18 protein-coding genes are annotated in these 23003 nt (G+C 60.1%); 8 read left to right on the forward strand and 10 right to left on the reverse strand.

Translation table 11 applies throughout. The annotated features are described in order from the left end of the window. Position 1: 1 nt before the first annotated feature. The 3 genes from C4J92_RS09335 to C4J92_RS09345 all read right to left on the reverse strand — a co-directional run bounded on the left by C4J92_RS09335 (position 2) and on the right by C4J92_RS09345 (position 3994). The gene (locus C4J92_RS09335; protein ID WP_124403635.1) at positions 2 to 1462 is read right to left on the reverse strand and encodes a mannose-1-phosphate guanylyltransferase/mannose-6-phosphate isomerase; all 1461 of its coding nucleotides are present in this window, start codon (positions 1460 to 1462) and stop codon (positions 2 to 4) included. Next, positions 1462 to 2901 (reverse strand): undecaprenyl-phosphate glucose phosphotransferase, encoded by a 1440-nt coding sequence (locus tag C4J92_RS09340; RefSeq protein ID WP_124403636.1) that lies wholly within the window; start codon positions 2899 to 2901, stop codon positions 1462 to 1464. Before C4J92_RS09340 ends, C4J92_RS09335 begins: the two co-directional genes overlap by 1 nt. 412 nt (positions 2902 to 3313) lie before the next feature. Beyond that, positions 3314 to 3994, reverse strand: a complete 681-nt coding sequence (locus C4J92_RS09345; protein WP_124403637.1) for a DJ-1/PfpI family protein — start codon at positions 3992 to 3994, stop codon at positions 3314 to 3316. 91 nt (positions 3995 to 4085) lie between these two features. Between C4J92_RS09345 and C4J92_RS09350 the strand changes: the two genes are divergently transcribed. Further along, entirely contained in the window at positions 4086 to 5051 is a 966-nt protein-coding gene (locus C4J92_RS09350) for a GlxA family transcriptional regulator (protein ID WP_124403638.1), read from the forward strand. Here the strand turns inward: C4J92_RS09350 and C4J92_RS09355 are convergent. The 3 genes from C4J92_RS09355 to C4J92_RS09365 are packed head-to-tail and all read right to left on the reverse strand — an operon-like array spanning position 5040 to position 8558. Next, a complete protein-coding gene (locus C4J92_RS09355) occupies positions 5040 to 5951 on the reverse strand; it encodes an alpha/beta fold hydrolase (RefSeq protein ID WP_124403639.1) in 912 nt (303 codons plus the stop codon). The genes C4J92_RS09350 and C4J92_RS09355 overlap by 12 nt on opposite strands. Then, positions 5939 to 7765 (reverse strand): glycoside hydrolase family 15 protein, encoded by a 1827-nt coding sequence (locus tag C4J92_RS09360; RefSeq protein WP_124403640.1) that lies wholly within the window; start codon positions 7763 to 7765, stop codon positions 5939 to 5941. Before C4J92_RS09360 ends, C4J92_RS09355 begins: the two co-directional genes overlap by 13 nt. Beyond that, a complete protein-coding gene (locus C4J92_RS09365) occupies positions 7758 to 8558 on the reverse strand; it encodes a glucose 1-dehydrogenase (RefSeq protein WP_124403641.1) in 801 nt (266 codons plus the stop codon). Before C4J92_RS09365 ends, C4J92_RS09360 begins: the two co-directional genes overlap by 8 nt. Positions 8559 to 8969: 411 nt before the next feature. Between C4J92_RS09365 and C4J92_RS27180 the strand changes: the two genes are divergently transcribed. Both C4J92_RS27180 and C4J92_RS09380 read left to right on the forward strand, forming a co-directional pair. Beyond that, positions 8970 to 9767 (forward strand): hypothetical protein, encoded by a 798-nt coding sequence (locus C4J92_RS27180; protein WP_256657461.1) that lies wholly within the window; start codon positions 8970 to 8972, stop codon positions 9765 to 9767. A gap of 609 nt (positions 9768 to 10376) precedes the next feature. Then, positions 10377 to 11321: a hypothetical protein gene (locus tag C4J92_RS09380; protein WP_256657462.1), complete on the forward strand. Its 945-nt coding sequence runs from the start codon at positions 10377 to 10379 to the stop codon at positions 11319 to 11321. Positions 11322 to 11376: 55 nt separating this feature from the next. Here C4J92_RS09380 and C4J92_RS09385 read toward each other — a convergent pair whose 3' ends face one another. Continuing rightward, a complete protein-coding gene (locus C4J92_RS09385) occupies positions 11377 to 12528 on the reverse strand; it encodes an MFS transporter (protein ID WP_124403642.1) in 1152 nt (383 codons plus the stop codon). 228 nt (positions 12529 to 12756) lie between these two features. Here C4J92_RS09385 and C4J92_RS09390 point away from each other — a divergent pair, with 228 nt between their 5' ends. The 5 genes from C4J92_RS09390 to C4J92_RS09410 all read left to right on the forward strand — a co-directional run bounded on the left by C4J92_RS09390 (position 12757) and on the right by C4J92_RS09410 (position 19812). After that, positions 12757 to 13740 (forward strand): diaminopimelate epimerase, encoded by a 984-nt coding sequence (locus C4J92_RS09390; protein ID WP_124403643.1) that lies wholly within the window; start codon positions 12757 to 12759, stop codon positions 13738 to 13740. A 291-nt stretch (positions 13741 to 14031) separates the two neighbouring features. Continuing rightward, entirely contained in the window at positions 14032 to 16050 is a 2019-nt protein-coding gene (gene tssI / locus C4J92_RS09395) for a type VI secretion system tip protein TssI/VgrG (protein WP_124403644.1), read from the forward strand. Then, positions 16050 to 16886 carry a DUF4123 domain-containing protein gene (locus tag C4J92_RS09400; RefSeq protein WP_124405781.1) on the forward strand — a complete coding sequence of 279 codons (837 nt, stop codon included), beginning with the start codon at positions 16050 to 16052 and terminating at the stop codon, positions 16884 to 16886. Before tssI ends, C4J92_RS09400 begins: the two co-directional genes overlap by 1 nt. Next, positions 16879 to 17658 carry a hypothetical protein gene (locus C4J92_RS09405; RefSeq protein ID WP_124403645.1) on the forward strand — a complete coding sequence of 260 codons (780 nt, stop codon included), beginning with the start codon at positions 16879 to 16881 and terminating at the stop codon, positions 17656 to 17658. The genes C4J92_RS09400 and C4J92_RS09405 overlap by 8 nt, the downstream gene beginning before the upstream one ends. A gap of 15 nt (positions 17659 to 17673) precedes the next feature. Beyond that, positions 17674 to 19812, forward strand: coding sequence for a lipase family protein (locus C4J92_RS09410; protein WP_124403646.1), 2139 nt, complete (start codon positions 17674 to 17676; stop codon positions 19810 to 19812). Positions 19813 to 19821: 9 nt separating this feature from the next. On the opposite strand, the gene codA is transcribed toward C4J92_RS09410, so the two are convergent. From codA to queD, 3 genes are all read right to left on the reverse strand, one after another. Further along, positions 19822 to 21057: a cytosine deaminase gene (codA, locus tag C4J92_RS09415; RefSeq protein ID WP_124403647.1), complete on the reverse strand. Its 1236-nt coding sequence runs from the start codon at positions 21055 to 21057 to the stop codon at positions 19822 to 19824. Between the two features lie 65 nt (positions 21058 to 21122). Beyond that, positions 21123 to 22391, reverse strand: coding sequence for a cytosine permease (gene codB / locus C4J92_RS09420; protein WP_124370262.1), 1269 nt, complete (start codon positions 22389 to 22391; stop codon positions 21123 to 21125). A 238-nt stretch (positions 22392 to 22629) separates the two neighbouring features. Continuing rightward, positions 22630 to 22986 carry a 6-carboxytetrahydropterin synthase QueD gene (gene queD / locus C4J92_RS09425; protein ID WP_017736453.1) on the reverse strand — a complete coding sequence of 119 codons (357 nt, stop codon included), beginning with the start codon at positions 22984 to 22986 and terminating at the stop codon, positions 22630 to 22632. Between the last annotated feature and the right edge of the window lie 17 nt (positions 22987 to 23003).

A 23003-nucleotide genomic window follows, 5' to 3' on the forward strand; every position in this document is an offset into this window, starting at 1 on the left:
GTCACGGCTTCACTTCGGCAGGCGCACGCCCATAGATGTCATCGAAGCGCACGATGTCGTCTTCGCCCAGGTACTCGCCGCTCTGCACCTCGATCATCACCAGGTCGATGATGCCGGGATTGGTCAGGCGGTGTTTGTGCCCCGCCGGGATGTAGGTGGATTCGTTGGCGTTGATCAGAAATTCGCGCTCGCCATTGGTGATCTGCGCCGCGCCGCTGACCACCACCCAGTGTTCGCTGCGGTGATGGTGCATTTGCAGCGACAACGACGCCTGCGGCTTGACCACAATGCGCTTGATCTTGAAGCGGGTGCTTTCCTCCAGCACGGTGTAGGTGCCCCACGGCCGGGTGACGGTGCGGTGCAGGCTGAAGGCCGGGTGGTTCTGGCGCTTGAGCTCGGCCACGATGTGGCGCACGTCCTGACTGCGGTGGGCGTCGGCGATCAGCAGGGCGTCGGGGGTGTCGACGATGATCAGGTCACGCACGCCGACCGCACCGAGCACGCGCTTGGGCGAGTCGATATAGCAGTTGTGCACGTCATGCAAAATCGCTTCGCCATTGACCTGGTTGCCCTGGGCATCGCTGGGGGTGAGCTGGCGCAGGGCTTCCCAGGAACCGATATCGCTCCAGCCGATGTCGCACGGCACCACGGCCACTTGCGTGGACTTTTCCATCAGCGCCACGTCAATGGAAATGTCCGGCGCGCTGCCGAAGGCGTCACTGTCCAGTTCGCGCTGGCGCGAGGTTTTGTTTTGCAGGTGCTGGCTGTGCTCAAGGGCGGCACGCGCAGCGATCAGCACGTCGGGCGCGTGGGTGTTCAGTTCATCCACCAGGGTGCTGGCCTTGAAGCAGAACATGCCGGCATTCCACAGGTGTTTGCCGCCGTCGAGGTAGGCTTGGGCGGTGGCCAGGTCGGGTTTTTCGACAAAGCGTTTGACAAGGTTGCCCTGGCTCAGCGCTGCGCCTTTTTCGATATAGCCGAAACCGGTCTCCGGGTGGTCGGGTTGAATGCCGAAGGTCACCAGGTAGCCGGCATCGGCCAGCTCGCGGGCCTGGGCCACGGCGTCGGCGAATGCGGTCTCGTTGAGCACCAGATGGTCGGCGGGCATTACCAGAAGTTGTGCGTCGCCGCCGAAATGTTCCTGCACATGCAGCGCCGCCACGGCGATCGCCGCTGCGGTGTTGCGCCCGAAGGGCTCGAGCAGCAGGTCCAGGGGCAGGTGGGCCTTGTTGACCCCACGGTAGTCATCCAGGGTGCGAAACAGCAGGTCGCGGTTGGTCACCGTGAGCACGCTCTCCACGCCGGGCAGGCGGGCGGCGCGCTGGAAGGTTTTCTGCAGCAGGCTCTGGCCGTCGCGCATGCGCATGAACGGCTTGGGCATGTTCTGCCGGGAGACCGGCCACAAGCGCGTGCCCGAACCACCGGAAATGATGCAGGGAATTAATCCGTTGAGGGTATTCATCAATAGACTTCCTTGGTGGAAAGGACGGCCGGGACCGTCATGAAAACGATGTACAAGTCAAACCACACCGACCATTTGGAGATGTACTCCAGGTCGTACTCGACGCGTTTCTGGATTTTGAACAGGGTGTCGGTTTCGCCCCGGTAGCCGTTGATTTGCGCCCACCCGGTGATGCCTGGCTTGACCCGGTGCCGTGAGCTGTATTCGCTGACCGCCACTTCGAAAGGAATGCCCGCCGCCTTGGTGGCGGTGGCGTGGGGCCGGGGGCCGACCATGGACATGTTGCCCTGCAGGACGTTGAACAACTGCGGCAGCTCGTCGATGCTGGTTTTGCGGATGATGCGCCCGACTCGGGTGATGCGCGGATCCTCGCGGGTGGTCTGGCGTTCGGCGGTGAAATCGCTCTGGTCGGTGAACATCGAACGGAACTTGAACACGCGGATTTCATTATCGTTATAGCCATAGCGGTTCTGGCGAAACAGCACCGGGCCCTTGGAATCGAGCTTGATCGCGATCGCCGTCAACAGCATCACCGGCGACAGCACCACCAGGGTGATGCTCGCCAGCAGCAGGTCTTCGCAGCGCTTGATAAAGGGCGACCAGCCGCGCAGCGGCAACTGCGAGGTGTTGAACATCAGGATGCCGCCCACGTCGGTAATGCGGCTGTGGCCGTAGCGCAGGGCGGCCATGTCCGGCACCAGCATCACGTTCACCGACATCTGCCGCAGGCGATTGACCAGCCCATGGATACGCTGCTCGGCGGCCCACGGCAGGCAGATCATCACTTGGTTGACCTGCTCGGCGCGGATGAGTTTTTCCAGGTCGCGGGTGTTGCCCAACAGCGGCAGGCTGCTCAGCTCCTTGGGAATGCGTTCGGTGCGGTCGTCGATAAAACCGATCAGGCCGGAGCGGATATCGCCATTGCGCTGCAGGTGGTCGGCGACATGCACGGCGGTGTCGGTAAAGCCCAGGATCACCGTGCGTTGCAGGAATTTGCCCTTGCGCATCAGGTTGCGGTACAGGCGCAGCATCACCAGGCGCTCCAGGCAGAACAGCCCGAGGCTGGCGAAGTACCACACCACCAGGTTGCGCGGGTTCAATTGCGGGAACACCTGCAGGATCTGGTACATGAACAGCAGGATGCAGAACGCCGACGACCAGGCCACGATATTGGCGCGCAGGCGCAAGCGGTTGCTGAACAGCTCTTCGGAATAGATGCCCAGGGCCTGGAACAAAATAACCGTCAACACCGCAAAAAACAGCAGCAGCCCCAGGAAATGCGAGCGCATCTCGGCGTCCATCGGGTCGAGGAAAATAGCCAGGACCAGCGGTGGCAAAATGGCGGTCAGGCCATGCACCAACTTGACAAAAACAACAAAAAACTCAACGAAGCCGGCCCGGGTCAGAAACAAACTGACCACTGATGATTTCTCGCGCATACAACCATCCCTCATTGCACACCAAGTTTGCGCCGCAGCTGTTCAACGGAGCAGTCAACGGGCCACATCTGGTTAAAACGCAACCATTCATCCAAGTGAAACCATCCAAATGAAGGAAGTTTTGCGGAGCTAGTGGCTAAAGGAGTTCCTTTTTACGGCATAGTCAATAAGTTGACCATTCTGCGAAGTTCGCATTATAGGCATGTTAACTGAAGTTTTGTGTGCCATTTTTATGACGGTCGTAGTGCTGGCACTTGGGCATCTGGGTGTGATTTTGAGTGTAGGAACAAATGTCAGAATTTTCCTGTTTGGCGGGAAAAGGTTTTTTTGGCGGGGGGTCAGAAAGAGGGCAGTTGGCGGCACGCGGAGCGTCCCCGGAGGCGTTCCCACGCAGAGCGTGGGAACCATCCATTTAACCCAGGCGTGCCGCCGCCCGCGCCACAATCTCCCCGCGCACCCTGCGCGATTCTGCCGTGCGCTTGTTGGCCTCCGCCACCACATGCCCCGGCGCCGTCTCCGGCCGGCCCGCGTCGAACGGCGGGGCCGGCGCATATTCGATTTGCAGTTGCACCAATTGCGCCGCCGCTTCGCTGTACAACTCCGCCGCCAGGGTCAGCGCAAAGTCGATCCCCGCCGTAATTCCACCCCCGGTAAACAGGTTGCCGTCACGTACCACGCGCGCCTGTACCGGGATGGCGCCCAATGGCGCGAGCAAGTCGTGGTAGGCCCAGTGCGTGGTGGCCTTGCGACCGCGCAGCAAACCCGCCGCGCCCAGCACTAGCGAACCGGTACACACTGAGGTCATGTAGCGCACGGTTTGCGCCTGGGCCTTGAGGAAGTTCAGCGTGGAGGGATCCTCCATCAGTGCGCCGACACCGGCACCGCCGGGCACGCACAGCACGTCCAGCTTCGGGCAGTCGGCATAGGTGATGGTCGGCGTGAACACCAGGCCGGTGCTGGAGGTGATCGGCGCCAGGTCTTGCCAGACCAGGTGCAGTTTCACGTCCGGCAGCGAACCGAGCACGTCATAGGGGCCGGTAAGGTCCAGTTGCTGGATGCCGGGGAATAGCAGGAAGCCGATGTGCAAGGTCATGAATGAAACTCCAATCAAGGGGGTGGACGGCTTCACTGTAGAGGCCTAGGCTTTGGCGTATACGCCATTGAGCCCACAGATCACGCCAATCATGCCCCGACTCATTCATGTGCTCGCTTTTGATAATGCCCAGGTGCTCGACGTCACCGGCCCTCTGCAGGTGTTCGCTTCGGCCAACGACCTGGCTCGCCAGCGCGGTTTGCCTGCGCCCTATGTGGTGAATGTGATCGCTGACCAGGCCAAACCGGTGATGACCTCGGCAGGCCTGGCGCTGGTGGCCGAGCCGCTGCCCGCCGTCGATCAGCCATGTGACACCTTGGTGATCGCCGGTGGCTGGGGCGTCTACGGTGCCGCCGAAGACCCGGCGCTGGTGCACTGGGTACGCGAGAAATCCCGGCACACCCGGCGCATGGCCTCGGTCTGCACCGGTGCTTTTCTGCTGGCGGCCAGTGGCCTGCTCGACGGATGCCGCGTGGCTACGCACTGGACGCGCTGTGAGGAACTGGCGCGCAAGTTTCCGGCGCTGACGGTGGAGGCCAATCCGATTTTTATCCAGCAAGGCGCGCTGTGGACCTCGGCCGGCGTGACTGCCGGTATCGACCTGTGCCTGGCCCTGGTGGAGGAGGACCTGGGCCGCGCCGTCGCCCTGGACGTGGCGCGCCAATTGGTGGTGTTTCTCAAGCGTCCCGGCGGGCAATCGCAATTCAGCGTGACCTTGTCCCTGCAAAAAAGCGACAGCCGCTTTGCCGAGTTACACGCCTGGATCGCCGACAACCTGACGTTGGACCTGAGTATTTCCACCCTGGCCGCCCAGGCTGGCATGAGCGAGCGCAGCTTTGTGCGCCACTACCGAGCCGAAACCGGCCAGACCCCGGCGCGGGCCGTGGAGCTGATTCGGGTCGAAAGCGCACGCCGGCAACTGGCGGACAGCAGCATTGCGATCAAACGCATCGCCGTGCACTGCGGATTTGGCTGTGAGGAGACCTTGCGACGCAGTTTCCTGCGGGCCCTGTCGGTAACGCCGCAGGCCTATCGCGAGCGGTTTTCACCGGTGTAGCAACTCCAGCAGCGCTGCGAGGGTAACCTGGGGCGCTTCCTGGGGAATATTGTGACCCACGCCGGGCAACACCTGGCGTCGATAAAAACCGCTGAAGTGCTCGACATCGTCGTCCTCTTCCGGGGGCGGCCCCACGCCGTCATCGGCGCCGCACAGGGAAATGCTCGGCACCGAAATCGGCGGTTGCAGCGCCAATGCCTGCTCGATGAATTCCAGCCCAGGGTCCCCCGGCGCATACCCGAAGCGGTGGCGGTAGGAGTGGATCACCACCGCGACGAAATCCGGGTTATCGAACGATGGCGCGGTGTGCCCATACAGGCTCGGCCCGTGCGCCCACGACGGTGACCACAACGCCCACAACAGCCGGCACAGTTCGCGCCGGTTGGCGGTCAGGCCGTCCACGCCGCGCTGGGTATGAAAGTAATACTGGTACCACAACCGATGCTCTGTAGCAGGTGCCCGTGGCTTGGCCGACTCGGCGATGTCCTGGATGTTGTAGCCCTCTGCGGTCACCAGACCACGCACCCGTTCCGGCCACAGCGCCGCGACGATACACGCGGCGCGACCACCCCAGTCATAACCGGCCAGCGTGGCGCAGGGAATGGACAGCGCATCCATGAAATCCAGCAGGTCTTTGCCCAGTGCTGCCTGCTGACCGGAACGCATGACTTGATCGTTGATAAAACGCGTAGGCCCATAGCCGCGCAGGTACGGCACCAGCACCCGGTAGCCACGCTGCGCCAGTACTGGCGCGATTTCGTCGTAGCTGCGCGGGTCGTAGGGAAAGCCATGCAACAGGATGACGGGCTCGCCATCGACAGGGCCGTGGGTTTCGTAAGCCACATCGAGCATGGACGTGCGCACATACAGCAGCGGGGCAGGTGGTATCAGGGTTGCCATACGGTTTTCTCCCCACTGAGCTTACGGTCCAGAAACGTCGCCGCACTGATCAGCGCCAAATGGCTCAAGGCCTGGGGCGTATTGCCCAGGTGCCGGGCCTGGCTGTCGAACTCTTCGGCGTACAACCCCAGCGGGTTGGCGTAGCGCAGCAACTGTTCGAACTCCAGGTGGGCTTTTTCCACTTGCCCGGCGCGGGCCAGGCATTCGACGTACCAGAACGAACATGCGGTAAACGCGCCTTCGGTGCCTTGCAGCCCATCGATCTGGCTGTCGTCGTTGCGGTAACGGTAGACCATGCCGTCGCGTACCAGGCTTTTCTCGATCGCCTCCAGTGTCGACAGCCAGCGTGGATCAGTCGCGGCAACGAAGCGCACCAGCGGCATCAACAGCATCGAGCCGTCAAGGGCAGTGCTGTCGATGTGCTGCACGAAATGCCCACGTTCCTCGTTCCAGAAGTTGCTCCAGATGTCTGCATAGATGGCCTGGCGCGTCTGGTCCCACCGCGCGAACTGCGCCGGTAGTGAGCGCTTGGAGGCCAGGCGGATCGCACGGTCCAGGGCCACCCAGCACATCAGGCGCGAGTGCAGGAAGTGATGCTGCTCGCCGCGCATCTCCCAGATGCCGACGTCTTTCTGGTTCCAGATTTCGCAGACCTGGTCGACCACTTCCACGGTGTGTTTCCAACCTTGGTGGGAAATCGCTTCGCCGTATTTATTGACCAGGTAAACCGCGTCCATCAGTTCGCCGTAGATATCCAGCTGGATCTGGTCGAACGCTTCATTGCCCACGCGCACCGGCTGGGCGCCACCATGACCACGCAAGTGGTCCAGTGTGGTTTCCGGCAGTTCCTGGCGACCATCAATGCCGTACAGGATGTTGATCTTGGTGGTTTGGCCGCAGCAGTCGCTGACCCGGCCTCTGAGCCAGCGCATATAGGCATTGGCTTCCTCGATGAACCCCAGGCGCATGAAGGCGTAGACGGTGAAGGAGGCGTCGCGGATCCAGGTGTAGCGGTAGTCCCAGTTGCGCTCGCCGCCAGGGCTTTCCGGCAGGCCGAAGGTAGCGGCGGCGATGATTGCGCCCTGTTTGCGCGAGGTCAGCAGCTTCAGCGCCAAGGCCGAGCGGTTGACCATTTCACGCCAGCGCCCACGGTAGTTTGATTGGCTGATCCAGCCGCGCCAGAACTTCAAGGTGCGTTGCAGGTAGAGGTCGGTGCAGGCGTTCGTTACGCGTGGATCGTCCTGGCCGCCGAGGACGAATTCGGCGCTTTCGTCCTGGGCCAGGCTGAAGCGGGCCACCGCCACATTCTCGTCCAGCGTCAGCGCGTGGCTGCCGACCAGGCGCAGGCCAGGCTGGCCGTCAGCGCTGAACAGTATGCCAGTGTCGCAGGCTGTGGCGTGCGTGTGGGCGCGGGCATAGTCATGGCGCACGGCGCAGCGCAGGTGGAATGTCGCCGTGCCGCTGACCACCCGCACGCGGCGGATCAATAGCGGCAGGTCGTCGACCTCTTCACTGACGGCCAGCAAATCGGTGACTTCCACCACCGCCGCATCGCTCAGCCAACGGGTCTGCAGCACATTGGTGTCGGGCAGGTAAATCTGCTCGCGGCGCGCATTGGGTATGTCCGGGGTGAGCTGGAAGGTGCCGGCGTCGGGTGTGTCGAGCAACGCACAGAAAATCGACGGGCTGTCGAATTCCGGCCAGCAGAAAAAATCGATGCTGCCCTGGTCATTCACCAACGCGGCGCTGCGCATGTCGCCAATGATGCCGTGGGCACCGATGGGGCTTTGTGGCTCGTTCTTCAAATCAACCATTGCCACGAAACTCCGGATAAAGGCTCATGCCGCCATCGATGAACAGCGTGCTGCCGACCACGTAATCGGACGCGTCGCTGGCCAGCCACACCACCGCGTTCGCTACGTCCTCCACATCGCCGACCCGGCCATAGGGAATCAACTTGAGCAGCTCTTTTTCCGCTGCGCCTTCGGTGGCTGCACGGTTGATTGCGGTGCGAATCGCGCCCGGCGCAATCCCGTTGATTCGGATGCGCTGCTCGCTGACTTCCTGGGCGAGGGTGCGCATCAGCATCTCCACGCCGCCCTTGGACGCCGCGTAATTCGCATGCCCGGCCCAGGGAATCAATTGGTGCACCGAGCTCATATGAATGATCTTGCCGGCCGCGCGGGACACCCCAGCGCGCACGCCTTGCCGGTTGAAAATACGCACGGCGGCGCGTGCGCAGAGAAATTGGCCGGTGAGGTTGACGCCGATCACGGTGTTCCAGTCGTCGAGGCTCATGTCGACCAGGTTGGCGTCTTTTTGCAGGCCGGAGTTGGCCACGAGGATATCCAGATGGCCGAAGGCATCGAGGGTCTGGGCGAACAGGCGTTCGACGTCGGCTTCTTTCGACACATCGCCACCGATGGCAATCGCCCGGCCGCCGTTGGCGTTGATCTGCGCGGCGAGGGCTTCGGCCGGTGCCGCCTGGGAGTTGTAGTTAAGTACGACGGCCGCGCCGGCTTCGGCCAACGCCTCGGCGGCGCCCGCGCCGATGCCGGAGCTGGCACCGGTGACCAGGGCCACTTGTTGCTGCAAGGAAATCTGCATCGCCCACCCGCTGTTTAATGAGAGTCTTTTGTGCTGACTGATGCGCGGTGATGGAAGTTCAGCACGGCGCTGTGCATTTGAAAGGGTCGCGGACCAATGCAACTGTAATTTCTGACAGTAGACGCGTCTTTATCCTCAAGTGAACTTAGGAGCGTTGACGTGCCCGGGGATGGATGTCGTGGACATAGGCGATTTGCGTTGCCGTGTGCAGGGAAATTTCCCGATTCGCTCTTCGTTACGCAAGACCTCCTTCCTACCCCTAGTTGGATGTTTTCAACACGTCGAGGAACCTATTGCTATCGCTCTGCCACACAGCAAAGGCCTGCTGGTGCAGACCTGCGCCACGATTCATCCATCGTTGGCAAGGCTGCGGCAGCAAGGTATCGCCCTAACTCAGCACTGGAGTACCCCATGTCGGTATCCGCATCCAATCAAGCGTTCGCCTCATCAACTGACAACCTGGCGCAGACTCGCGCAGACGCACAACCCAGCGCGGTGGCCAAGGCTGCGGGCGCGGCGGGCCCGAGTTTCGAGCAGTCGGCGAGTCAGTCCGGCCCGGTTTTCGACAGCGCAGCGCAGTCGCACAAACCAGGCTTCAATCCAGGCCCGCCCCCACGTCCCAACCCCACACTGCCGGATCCTCTTTACGGAAAACAGAGCAACGAGCTGTTGGCCCAGGGGCTATTGAATAAATACGACAAGTTCAAACCCTGGTACGCACCGACCGTCACGCCTGAGCATATAAATAATATGGCAGGTCGACCCTTGACCGGGTTTTCGAAGGTGGACGAGAACATCAGGCTTGCCAGGGAATTGCTCAAGCGCCCGGGCCTGATGCAGGCCCTCGATCGAAATGATGGGACGGGGGCCCTGGACAAATCCCTGTCTAAACAAGACATCAGCAAATTCATTCTTTCGTCGAACCCACTCAAGCTTCAAGACGACAGGCAACTTGCCCAGAATGTCTTGAATAACTTCAACGCGTTGAAAGGGCCGTGGTGGAGCGCCGATAGAAACGCCATCGACGTCAACACCTTCGCAAAGTTTGCGTCGCGTCCGCTTTATGGTCATGGACCCACCGACAGCATTACCCAGCTATCGCGAGAAGTCATGGCGCGTTCGGAGTTGAAGGGCTCGATGGATAACGTCTTCGGGTTCCTGCGCGATGGCAAGATCACCCGGGACGACCTGTATCGGCTCTTGCGCTAATACCTGGCCCAATGCGTCGCATCGGTTGGTAGACACTTGGCCAGGAAATCGCTCCGCAGTGATGCTGGAACCATTTGCAAGTATTTACCACGAAGAAAGCATCCATTGGTGTGACCATGGATGCCTTCGTTTACTGGAACAGGTAATGGCCTATGAATTCGACATCATTTGAACCTCGCCAATCTCACTCCCAGTACGCTGTTGCAAACCTGCCCGCTCCGGCAACTACGCTACACGGCCTGGGCTCATCTCAAGCAAAGGGGCTCAATCTCACGTCGTCACCCAAGTTCAGTTTCAAGGCGCCTACGACTGAAGACTTCGATAGGGGCTCGCGAGCCGTAGAGGACGGGCCGGCGCCTCGGTCAGCAGTGTCATTGCTCGAAGCGCTGTGGAGCAAATTGTCACGCCGTCAATGACAGTCAACCCACTGACGTCGCTGGCTGGTCACAAATGTTCAAGGTTTACCGGGAGCAGGCTGGCGGCTTGCCGGAACCATTATTTTTAGGTTGCCACATATTCGATACTTGCCTCGCGCTGACCGTCACAGCGCTTTTGAAGACGGAGCACTCGAGGTCCAAGTAATGCAATCTAAATAAGGTGGGAATCAACATGACTAACGGGATAAATACTTCAGGCTCTGGATTACCGCATCTGCAGAATTGGACTGCCGGTGCGAATCAGGCGCCTGCTCCAGCCGGTGGTGGTTACGCGCGGCTCAGCGTCGTGGACAAGGCGTTGGGAACCCAGCAGCCGCTCGGAACGACCTCGAGTTTTGCCCCCGACAGCTTGATGGTCAATGGCGCCAGCCGGCATTTTGACGGCCAAGGGCTGTATGGCGGAATGTCAAATGTGGGAAATCCCTATATCAGTTCGGACGACCGCCTGCTGGCGACAGATCTGAATAACAACTTTTCCATGCTGGATAAGTTCAAGAAAGATGGCCACCTGACCCAGAGCGGGCTGCAACAAATTGCCGCTGAAGACGTGCACAAAAGCAGCGTCTCTGAACGCACCATCATGTTGGCCAGGGAGATACTCAATCGCCCCAGGCTCAACGAGGCGATTCTAGTCGATGGCGGTAAAATCACGCCTGAAAGCCTGGCCAATGCATCTGACCTGGTCGTTGGCAACACCAACCCCAATACCCAAAGTGTGGATCCATTCCATTCGAAAACCAATGCACAAGTCGTGCAGGCGTTCAGGGGCATGTTTGATCAACTGCGGGATAAATCCGAAGACTACACCTTCTTTTTCGAGAAGCACCGATACGTCAAGACAGACACACTGATCGAAATGAGCAAAGATCCTGACGAGACCGACAAGAACGGTAATGTCGTACGGGATCCGGCGACTGGGTTCCCCAAGAAAAAATACAGCGAGCAGCAGGTATACGTCGCCAAGAACATTGTTGAGCGACCAGGATTACTCGACTCCCTGGACAGCAACAAAGCGAACGGCACCAACATTTTTGGGAGCCACAACATTGATGGCTGGCTGAAGAACTACAGCATCGATCGATGGCTGGAAAACGATAAGAAAGAAAAGGGTAACTGAAGGCGTCGCAGGTATGAGCGGGGCGCATAATCAGGCCGCTCATACCGGCGAGCGTTTATACACGCACTATCCTGCCGCTGATCGCCACCGCTGCCAGCAACCCACCGATCAGCAGGAACGCGGTTGCCACGCTGCTGGCATGGGCAATGAACCCGATCACTGCCGGCCCGGCCAATATGCCCGCATAGCCCAGCGTGGTGATGGCGGGCACGGCAATATGTTCCGGCATCACCTTCTGTTTGCCCACGGCGGTATACAGCACCGGGACGATATTGGAGCAGCCGGCGCCTACCAGCGCATACCCAAGCAGCGCCATTTCCCAGGCGGGGGACAGCGTGGCCAGGAATACACCGGCCGCTGCCAACGCGCCACCGGCCACGATCACCCAGGTAGCGCCCAGGCGTCGCACAATCACGTCACCGGTCAAGCGCCCTGCGGTCATGGTCAGGGCGAATGCCGCGTAGCCGAGGCCTGCATAAGCTTCGTCCAGGCCGCGTTCGGCACTGAGGAACACCGCGCTCCAGTCCAGTACTGCGCCTTCGGCCAGGAAAACGATGAAACACAAGCAGCCGATAAACAGCACCACGCCATGAGGAATGGCAAACGCCGGCCCTGAGCTTTCACTGCCATAGGGGAGCAGATGCGGCCTGGCCTTGAGCAGTGCCACTGCCATGATGACGATCACCACCAGGGTTGCCTGCAGCGGCGACAAGCCCAGCCCCAGCAAGCCGGAGACCCCCGCCGCACCGACGATCCCACCCAGGCTGAACAACCCGTGGAAGCCCGACATCATGGTTTTCCCGCTGGCGCGTTCAACGATCACCGCTTGCAGGTTGACCGTCGAATCCACCGTGCCCAGCCCTGCGCCAAACAGGAACAACCCCGCCATCAGCAGCGGAATCGAACTGACGGTGGCCAGCATCGGCAACGCCAGGCAAATCAAGACCGTGCCGGCGGTCAACACGCGCCGGCAGCCAAAGCGTGACGCCAACACCCCGGCCACGGGCATGGCGAGGATCGATCCTACCCCCAGGCACAATAGCAAGAGGCCCAGTGTGCCTTCGTTGAGTTGCGCGCGCGCCTTGGCGTACGGCACCAGCGGTGCCCAGGCTGCGATGCCGAAGCCGGCGATGAAAAAAGCGATACGGGTCGACATTTGCTCCAGCCGCCCGGGAACCACGGGGGCGGAAGTGGGGATGGCAGTCATGAATAATCCTTGGTGTTGCGTTCAACGAACGATGTCCGGCGTGACATCCTTGCACATCAGGCTTCGTCGAGCGAGCCGGGTTCCCTTGGGATTAGCGAGCGGCCCGTGACGGTATTTCCAACCTGAAGGTGTCGCGTGTGTAGAAGTGGGCGTTCTGTAATACGCTGTTGCTCTCTCTTTCAGGCTACCGACGAACAGACCGATGACTTTTTTCAAGCAGCTAACAGCGTGACTCGGTTCTATGACGCGCGCGGCAATATCTATGGGGTAGTCAGCCCCGATTATTTACGTCGCCGGGGTGTTGATCTGCCCGACGGCGCCGACCTCGCCGCGAGTGCGCGCCAGGCATGGAGCGCATCGGCCATCGCTGCCGAATGCGGGTGGGGAGCGGTGTCGCCGGCGCCCGGTGCCAAGGCTCATCGCTGCGACGGGTTGCTGGTTGGGCCGTTTCAGGCTGCGCCACCTTTCGATCTATTGATCGTCAATACTGACGGTAGCCTCGCCGAGCGCAGTGGCAACGGGTTAACCATCTTTGCCCAGGCATTGACCGACCAAGGCGTTATGTCAGAAGGCTGCGAGTTGCGGGTGCATCACGATAAAGCGGATGCAGTTTCACCGGTGGTCACGCGGGTGGAGCCTGCGGTGTACCAGCAAGTCGAGGGCTTTTGGCTGGACCTGGGGCAACCGGGTTTCGGCCCATCGGCAGCCGGTGCGGGAGTGGATAGCGGTGTGGCGCAGCAGGGTGAGTTCAGTAACGTGGCCGCGTTGGCGGCGATAGACCCGCAATGGGATAGAAGCCAGTTCGTGCGGGTGGGCAATCCCCATTGCGTAACACTTGTCGAGCAGATGGCGGCATTGCCCACCTATCTCGCCATGCATCAACCGGCACTGTTTGAGCGATTGCAAGCGATCGCCTTCGCTCCGCCTGTGGGCAGCGGTCGTCCCTGTGTCGCGGGGGTCAATTTACAATGGGCCGCGCGTGCGTCGGGTAATCAGGTAATCGCGCGGGTGTTCGAGCGCGGCGAAGGGCCTACTGCGTCTTCGGGTACCAGCGCCAGCGCGGTGGCCTGTGCGGCATGGCGAGCAGGCTGGGTCGGCGCCGGGGAAGTGGCGGTGGTGATGCCGGGCGGCACGGCGCCAGTACGTCTGCGGGTTGAAGCTGAAACGTTGTCGAGCGTCAGTCTTTTCGGGACCGCGCATTCACTGACGTAAGCAATTGCCATGGTGATGTGGGTCAGCTATTTCCTTAATGGATAGTTCTATTTGGAAGTGTCGAAGTAAGAATTTTCTTATTGTTGATAATTTGTTTATTAAACGAATTTCTTATTTTGTAAAAGACACTTCCAACCTCATCGTACGAAACTTCTTTTTTATTTTCCAAGGGCCGAATTTTCCCTGAGATCGCTAAGCTTCAGGGCGTTCAGGCGCTTTTTCTCGGCCGGTATTCGGCAGTCACGAGGAGAGCTTTTAATCAGCGGGTTATTGATTGGCGGGTAACAACGGATGGTTGACGCGTTTGTTTCGTCACGTTTCAAATTAATGATTCAAGGCGTCACTGCCCACTTGCAGGTACTCGCCTTCAACGGCAATGAGTGTCTTGATCAACCGTATTTCATCCAGGTGCAATTCGTCAGCGAAAGCCCTGACCTTGATCTGGAGGCGTTGCTTCATCAGCCGGTCTATCTGTACTTGGGCGAAACGGCGCAAGGCCTGCACGGGTTGGTCTATACCATCGGCCGCGATGCTCCGGGTGCCCGGCTCACCCGTTACCACCTTACCCTCGCGCCTCGTCTGGCCTGCCTTGCCCATCGCCGCGACCAGCGGGTTTTCCAGCAGCGTAGCGTGCCGCAGATGATTGCCAGCGTTCTTGAGCAGCACGGCATCCTGGCAGATGCCTACGCCTTCGAGCTCGGCCCGGTGGTTTATCCGCCTCGGCTCTTTTGCGTGCAGTATGCGGAAACGGATCTGCACTTCATCCAGCGCCTGTGCGAAGAGGAGGGTATCCATTACCACTTCCGCCATAGTGTCGACGCTCATCTGCTGGTGTTTGGGGATGATCAAACCGTATTTCAGCGCCTGCCGATGCAGCGATACTGCTCGACGATCGATCCGCTGGCCGCAACGAAGGGTATTCACCGCTTCGATGTACGCCTGCAAACCCGCAGCCGGCGAACGGTGCGCCGTGACCATGACTTCGAACACCCGTCGCTGCGGTTGCAGGATACCGCCGGCGGTGTACCGGGCGCGGCGCTTGAAGACTACCGTTACCCTGCCGGTTTCACCGGCCATGCACGGGGGGCGCAACTGGCGCGTCGCAGCCTGGAGCGACATCAATCCGACCGCCATTGTGCGTCAGGCAAGAGCGGCCAGCCCCTGTTGCGCAGTGGCCATTTTCTTGAGTTGCAAGGCCATCCGGATTCGGTCTGCAACGACCTGTGGTTGCTCACCTCGGTGCGTCACGAAGGCTATCAGCCACAGGTGCTGGAGGAAGCGGTAGCCGATACGGACACCTTCGTCGGGTATCGCAACCGCTTCATTGCGACCCCCTGGCGTGCGGTGCATCGACCCCCGCTCAAACATCCCAAGCCGTCCATCAACGGCAGCCAGACGGCGACTGTTACAGGGCCTGCGGATGAAGAGGTACACTGCGATGCCTATGGTCGAGTGAAGGTGCGGTTTCACTGGGACCGCTTGGACCAGACGGATGACAAGAGCAGTTGTTGGGTAAGGGTTGCCTCCGGGTGGGCCGGTGCCGGGTTTGGCGCCATGATGATTCCACGGGTGGGAGTGGAGGTGTTGGTGACCTTCCTGGAGGGCGACCCGGACCAGCCATTGATCAACGGTTGCCTGCCCAATGCATCGCACATGCCGGCTTATTCCTTGCCGCAGCACAAGACCCGCAGCGTGTTGCGCAGTCGCAGCGTCCCCGGGGGCGCGGGCAGCAATGAGCTGCATCTTGAAGACCGCCGTGGCGAAGAGCTGATCTACCTGCGAGCCCAGCGTGACCTGGAGCAGCAGGTGGGCCATGACAGCCGTTTGGAAGTGTTCGGCGAGCGCAGTGAAATCATCCGAGGCTTGAGCACGGTGCGTCTTGAGAGCGGAGAGCAGCGTCACATCACGGGAGATCGCAGTGTTGCGCTGACGGCAAACGACCACCTGGCCGTGCAAGGCGACAGCCACACCCAGGTGACACAGGTGATGGTGATCGAAGCCGGTCAACAGATTCACCTGAAGGCGGGTGCCAGCCTTGTCATCGATGCAGGCGCGCAGTTGAGTTTCAAGGCCGGCGGCGAGCATTTGCAGATTCAGGCCGGCGGGATTTTCAGCAGCCGGCCCATCACCGTCGGTGGCGCGCCATCCGCTGCACGGTCGGCCAGCCCTTCCTCTGTTGCGGGCGCTCCCGAGGCTTCCGTTGTGCAAGGCCTCATCATGGACATGGCCCGCCAACTGGACGCGGATTTTTGCCCGATCTGCGAGCGTTGTCGCGAAGGCCAATGCGATTTCGCCGGGAGGGCCGCATGATGCAAGACGTGGCTTACCAATGGATGGCGCAGCAGCAACAGGCGGGGCGTCGTTTATGCCTCATGCTCGAAGCAAATAATGAGAACTGCCAGTCGCTGATGGCGGCTCGCAACCCCTCGCAGTATTGCCCGCTCTATGGAGAAACAGCGGCAGCCGAACTGGCGAGCAAGGGCCCCGTGATCCTGTTATTGGACCGGATGGGGGAGCCTGCGCTGGCCAATCATCTGCAAAACCCGGAGGCAAACCGAGGGTGGCTGGGCAGTTTACCCAGCGACGACCTGGTCGCTGTGACCCGACATTGGCGTGATCGACTGCTGGTCGGGCCAGAAGGCAAAAAGGCCCTGTACCGTTTCCACGACAACCGCACCCTGGCCCGTGCCCTTGCATATCTGCCGGCAGAGCAATGGCCCATCTACCTGGGCCCGCTGACCAGCGTGTGTTACTGGCATGAGGGCCGTTGGTGCAGCCACGACAATCCCGCGCCGGGCGAGTATGCGGTCCCCGATCCCGCGCCCTGGTTGCAGGCGCCCAACCCTCAGGCCGCGACCATTCTGCAGGCCAATATCCTGCGCTACCTGCTGGCCGAGCACAGTGAAGACCTGGCTGCTCTGGTGGAGTTTCACGACCCCAGGATCTGGCTGGCCCAAGTATTGGAGCAGGCCCGAAGCTGGCAATGGCGTTCGCCTGAGCAACTTGAGTTTCTGGTGGTGGGCCGGTTGGAAGAGGCGACTCGGGGCAGTGTCATTCGGTGGCAGCCGTTAGAGGGGGAGGCACCGGGACAGCATTTTGAGCGGGTGCTGGAGCAATGGCGCAAGGAGGGGCTCAAGGATGAGTAGGTGGATAGGACGTGCATTGCTGGCTGTTGGAATGATGTGGCTTACGGGGTGTGCGGGGAAGGCGGCGGATAGCTTTACGCTGGAGGTGGATTTGCCGGCGGGGTTTGCCGTGGTAGGGGACGCTTCATATGCACCCGCATCAGGCGAAGTCTGCAAACTGCCTAGAAGAAATGGCAGGCGTCCTGAGCTCAAAATATTCAAGGCTGCCAGCAAACCCGTCGCCAACAGGGTCAGTTTTGAAGTGCCATTCACGGAGCAAGTAAATGGCTGCCCTTTAGTATTGCGCCGCCTCGTTTTCGCAATTAATGCCAGTTGGGGGCAGCGTTGGTCGGACATCGGAAGGGATTATGCCGTCATCTATTTCCACGATAGCTGGGAACCTGGAATGCCTTTGATGCCTGATACCGGAGTCCAGGAGCTTCCTGGGCGATGCCAGTGGTTGTTTCGTACCGCTGGCCCTAAGCACGCCATTCTTAAAATCCTTTGGTGCAAATCACTGGATGCTGCTGGAAAACTCAAGAGGGCCCGGCCTGGCGGGCATGTGCACCGTGACGGACTGTCCGGGAAGACGTTAAGAATGGTGTTGGCATTTACAGAGGAAGAAGAACCGGCTGTGGCTGATAACTGGGTAAAGGTTGCCGGTGGCTGGAAGCGCTGCAGGGGCAAAAGCGAGGAGGACCTATTCGCGTTTTGTCGCGGGAATGTAGTCGACTTCAAGGCTTTCAAAATGCCAGATGGCCGCCTATGCAACGTTTATCCAACGTGTAATTAATAATGGAGAAAGCTCATGAAACAGAATGCATGGAAGCAACAGTTTTTTATCGACAAGATGCCTGCCTGCCCGTTGCACGGCGATTGGTTGTCCTTTTGCCTGGTAGATGAAACGGGGAATGGTAAGGCCTATGGCGGCCTGCCTTACACTCTCCAAGACAGTGCAGGGCAGCAATATAAAGGGCGTTTGGACGGGAACGGGTTTGCCAAGCTAGAGGGTATTTATTGTGGCCCGGTAATCCTTTTGATGGATGAGCCTTATTCGGGAGGAGAAGAGTCTTACCGCCGCCTTATGTCGCGGCGTAATTACGCGTTACCCATTACGGAGCTTCAAGTACGCGCAGAACTAACATGTTTTCAGAACAATAATGGTCAGCGTGTCGAAAATAACCCGGCACGGCAAAAAGCAGATCGTTTTTATCAGGTGGAGGTAAGCGACCTGGTTCGGTACAAAGCCCACTTACCTCCACCGTCGTCTGAAGCTCGCCGTCCAACGCGCAATACGCTCAGGCTGATGGCGGACCTGGGGTTCGGTCCTCCGGAGTCCTTATTCAAGGGGTTGGCGCTATTGCCAAACCAATTTACGGCATTGGAGGTACGTCCTCTACGAGCGCTACGGCCGATCATTTCCACGGATGATCAGTTTTGTGCATTGAACCTTTACCAGCTGGCGCTTATGGCTACATTGAGTTACTGCGAATTTGGCCAGGATCCTCCAACGGGAGATGGGGATACGGTCAGTTTCCCGCTGAATCCTAGTATAGGAAACGTGTTTGTAGAGCAATTGTCGTGTTATCGGGAGGCTTGGAAGTTCGACTCAGAACAAGTGCAGCGGTTTTATCCATTGTATGAAGACGTCGCCTACTCTCGTCGCTTTGAGATTTTGCCTTTTGATCCTGACTTGTATGAGCGCAATCACTTGCAGGGCGAGCATCCGGAGCGCATACATTTTTTTAACGACGTTGAATTAGGCACTGACACTCAAGCTTTCATCTGTCATCACGACGAGGTTGTACTTATAGCTGTGCGTGGTACGGCCAGTGGCGCAGATGCTTTGCGGGATGCAGATGCTCATCAAGTCCCTTTCGTTGAAGGTGCAGGCAAAGCTCATCGAGGTTTTTACCAAGGATTTAAGGCCCTGTATCATTTTGTTCTGGAGTACCTTTCGCGATATCACGTTGATCAACGCGTGGTTATCTGCGGCCACAGCCTCGGCGGGGCGATTGCCTTGCTACTCGCTGAAGGGCTGCGCCGCATCCCGGACGCCGACTACAACATCCTGCTCTACACCTACGGTGCGCCCCGCGCCGCCGATTCCGAGTTCACCGCAGGCGCCCGCGCCCTGGTCCATCACCGAATCGTCAACCACAATGATCCCGTCCCCAGTGTGCCGGCGCCGTGGATGAACACCACTGCCAAACTCTGGGTGCCAGGTGCCGTCACCTTATTCAGTGCCCCCACCGCCGGCGGCTTGTTGTTTGCCGCTGGCCTGGTACGCGTCGGTGGGAGTGCCTACCAGCACCATGGTGAACAGCAGCACTTCATGCCGATTAGGCTTGCCGATGGCACGCACGCCTCGGTGTTGTGGAAACCTGGCTGTGAGTCGATCCAGGAGGCTGGTTGTAATCGAGCTCTGCAGTTACACGGCGACATGCCCGACCGCGACAACCTGTTGCGGCAACTGTTCCAGGCCAACCAGCACTTCATGACCGCCAGCTACATTCCCGCGGCCTGGGCAACATTGCGGCGCTGGCAGCAAACCCTGGAGAGCCAGGGGCCTCTGGTGACCGCGAGGGAATTCGAGCTGCTGGATCGCGCCCTCGAAGACATGCGCGAGCAGTTGAGGACCAAACGCCGCGAGCTTGCCCGATTGCGCCCGGCCAATGACCGTAGCCATGAGCACAACGACGCTTTGAACGCCGAGATCGACCGCTTGCACACCAGCCGCGAGCGCCTGGCCAGCCTGCGCTGGCGCCGCCTCGATGCGCGCGATGTGTACGGTAGCCATGCCCACAGTGCCAATCTGCAACTGGGTCTCAAACGCTGGTTCACTCACCGGGAAAACCGCGCCTTGTCCCAGGTGGCCAGTGTTCCGTCAGCCCTCCACAGCGATCGGGGAAAAGCGCAAATACTGGACATCGACGCGATCGTCTAGCTCAGTGCATTACACAAATTCCACCTGCGCCGGCTGACGTTTCATCAGCACCTTGCCGTTGCGGATCGAATACAACGGCAGGCCCTGGCTGCGAATCACCTCATAGTCACTGTCTGCCGAGAGCACCAGCAGGTTGGCCGGTCGACCGGGTTCCAGGCCGTATCGGTCGCCGAGGGCCATGGCCTTGGCGCTGTTGTCGGTGACCAGGTCCAGGGCGTTCTGCAGGTTGCGGTAGCCGAGCATATGGCAGATGTGCAAACCGGCTTCCAATACACGCAGGATGTTGCCGTTGCCCAACGGATACCAGGGGTCGACGATGGAGTCCTGGCCGAAACATACGTTCATGCCAGCTTCGAGCAGTTCGTTGACGCGTGTGACCCCCCGGCGTTTGGGGAAACTGTCAAAGCGGCCTTGTAAGTGGATACTTTCGGTGGGGCAGGAGACGAAGCTGATGCCGGAGTGACCCAGCAGGCGAAACAGTTTGGCGCAGTAGGCGTTGTCGTAGGAGCCCATGGCGGTGGTGTGGCTGGCGGTGACGCGAGCACCCATGTCGCGGCTGCGTGCTTCCTCGGCCAGCACTTCGAGAAAGCGTGAGTGCGGGTCGTCGGTTTCGTCGCAGTGGACATCCACCAGGCAGCCGGTGCGTTCGGCCAGGTCCATGAGGAACTTCACCGAGCTCACCCCTTGATCGCGGGTGTACTCGAAGTGGGGGATGCCGCCGATGACGTCGGCGCCCAAGCGAATGGCTTCTTCCATCAACTCACGGCCATTGCGGAAAGACTCGATGCCTTCCTGGGGAAAGGCAACGATTTGCAGGTCGATCAGGTGCGAGCTTTCTTCGCGCACTTGCAGCATGGCTTTGAGCGCGGTGAGGTCCGGGTCGGTCACGTCGACGTGGGTGCGCACATGCTGGATACCGTGGGCGGCGAGGGCCTGGATGGTTTTTTTGGCGCGGGTTTTGGTGTCTTCCTCCGTGATGGTGGCTTTGCGTTCTCCCCAGCATTCGATGCCTTCGAACAGGGTGCCACTCATGTTCCAGCGTGGTTCGCCGGCGGTGAGGGTGGCGTCCAGGTGAATGTGCGGTTCGACGAAGGGTGGGATCACCAGATTGCCGGCGGCATCCAGGTCGCCGGTCATTAAGGCCGGTATGCTTGTTTGTGCAGTGATGCTGGCGATCCGGCCATGTTCCAGGTGCAGATCATGCAGGCCTTCACGGTTGCGCAGGCGGGCATTGATGATGTGCATGGGCAAGTTCCTCTTGGCTAAATTCAATCAGGCGGCCATCAGGTTACCATTGGCGGTGGTCAGGCTCATGCCGGGGCGTCGGCCAGAGGTTCGCGCACGCGCAGTAAAGCAATGAGCAGCATGTAGGTGAGCGACGCGGCAGCGATCCCCACCAGCGGTGCAACCCAGGGTGAGTTGAACGCCAACAGCGTGCCCACCGCGTAGGCCGCCAGCCCGGGCCAGTTGAACGCGGGCAGGCGGGCATCCGCCAGGCGTGGGTACTGGCCGCGATAACGGTAGAAGAAGTCCGCCATGATCACGCCGCCAATCGGCGGGATCACCGTGCCCAACAGAATCAGGTACGGCACGAGCATGTCGTACATGCCCAGCAAGGCGAGCAGGGTGCCGATCACTGCACCGGCCAGGGTCACGGTTTTGCGCCGCCGGGTGCGCAGCAGGTTGCAGCCGGCCACGGCGAAGTTGTAGATGGTGTTGTCCTGAGTGCTCCAGATATTGAGCAGCAGCATGGCCATCGCCGCCATGGCGAAACCCTGTAGCAGCAAGACTTCCACTACGTCCGGCTGCTGATAAACGATTGCGCCGTAGGCTCCGATCAACACCATCAAGCCGTTGCCGATAAAAAAGCCGATCAGGCTGGCCAGTACCGCGACCTTGGCCGAGCGAGAAAACCGCGTCCAGTTGGTGGCCTGGGTCGCGCCGCTGACGAAGGTGCCGAACACCAGGGTGATCGCGGTGGACAGGTCCAGCTCGGCGGTCGGCACCACCGCCAGCAGGCCGTCCAGCCCGCCAACCTTTACAGTCGCGACCCACATCGACAGCACCAGCAAAATGCCCATGGCGGGCACCGCGATGTAAGACAGGATTTCCAGCCCGCGATACCCCACGTATGCCGTGGCACAGAACACCAGGCCAAACACCACCATCAATGCCAGCACGCTGCCCTGGCTCAGCTCGAAATACTTGCCCAGTACTACGGCGGCCGTGGCGGTGCCCCAGGCATACCAGCCAATCTGGGTGAAACCGAGGATCAGGTCACTGAGCTTGCTGCCGATTTCACCAAAGCAGAAACGCCCCATCAATACCGAGTTCAAACCACTCCTGAAGGCGATGTAGCCCAGGCCCGCGGCGTAGATCCCCAGCAGCAGGTTACCCAGGGCCACAACGCCGAGCATGTCGGTAAAGCTGAACGCCACTCCCAACTTGCCGCCGGCAAACATGGTCGCCGTAAAAAACGTGAACCCCAGCAGCACCATGGCCGTGGAGGCCAGTCCCTTGCGCGCATGCAGGGGCACTTCGCTGAGCGGATAATCGTTACCGGATTCTTGCTGGGTCATGTGCCTTGCTCCCTGGATAATGACGCAGGCCTGTTGCACCGTGCGTGCCAAAACGGCGGCGCGGGTGCATGCGCCCTGGGGCGCCCGGTAGTTATAGCCAAACGCAGGGAAGTCGTCGGCGCAAGGGGAACTGCTGGCCCATCAAGCGCGAAAGCGGTGCAGCCGTGATACAAATTGGATCAGTTGACGGCAGGCGTAAAAAAACCACCCGCAGGTGGTTTTTTCAACAGTCCAGGACTTACTCGCCGCGATAGATACATCCGCTGGTGCACGTCTCATGGATGCGAATCGCGCTGAGTTCCGGCAGCAAGGGTTTCAATTCAGTCCAGATCCACTTGGCCAGCACTTCGCTGGTGGGGTTTTCCAGGCCGGGGATGTCGTTGAGGTAGTTGTGGTCGAGACGCTCGTAGAGCGGCTTGAAAATCGCCTTGATTTCCGAGAAGTCGCGAATCCAGCCGGTATGGGGGTCCAGGTCGCCGCTCAAGTGGATCGCCACCTTGAACGAATGCCCGTGCAGGCGCCCGCATTTATGGCCGTCGGGGACGTGGGGCAGGCGGTGGGCGGATTCGAACGTAAACTCTTTGAAGATTTCCACGGTATTTTCAGCTCGGT

The sequence above is a fragment of the Pseudomonas sp. R3-18-08 genome (assembly GCF_003852065.1).
Lineage (GTDB): Bacteria > Pseudomonadota > Gammaproteobacteria > Pseudomonadales > Pseudomonadaceae > Aquipseudomonas.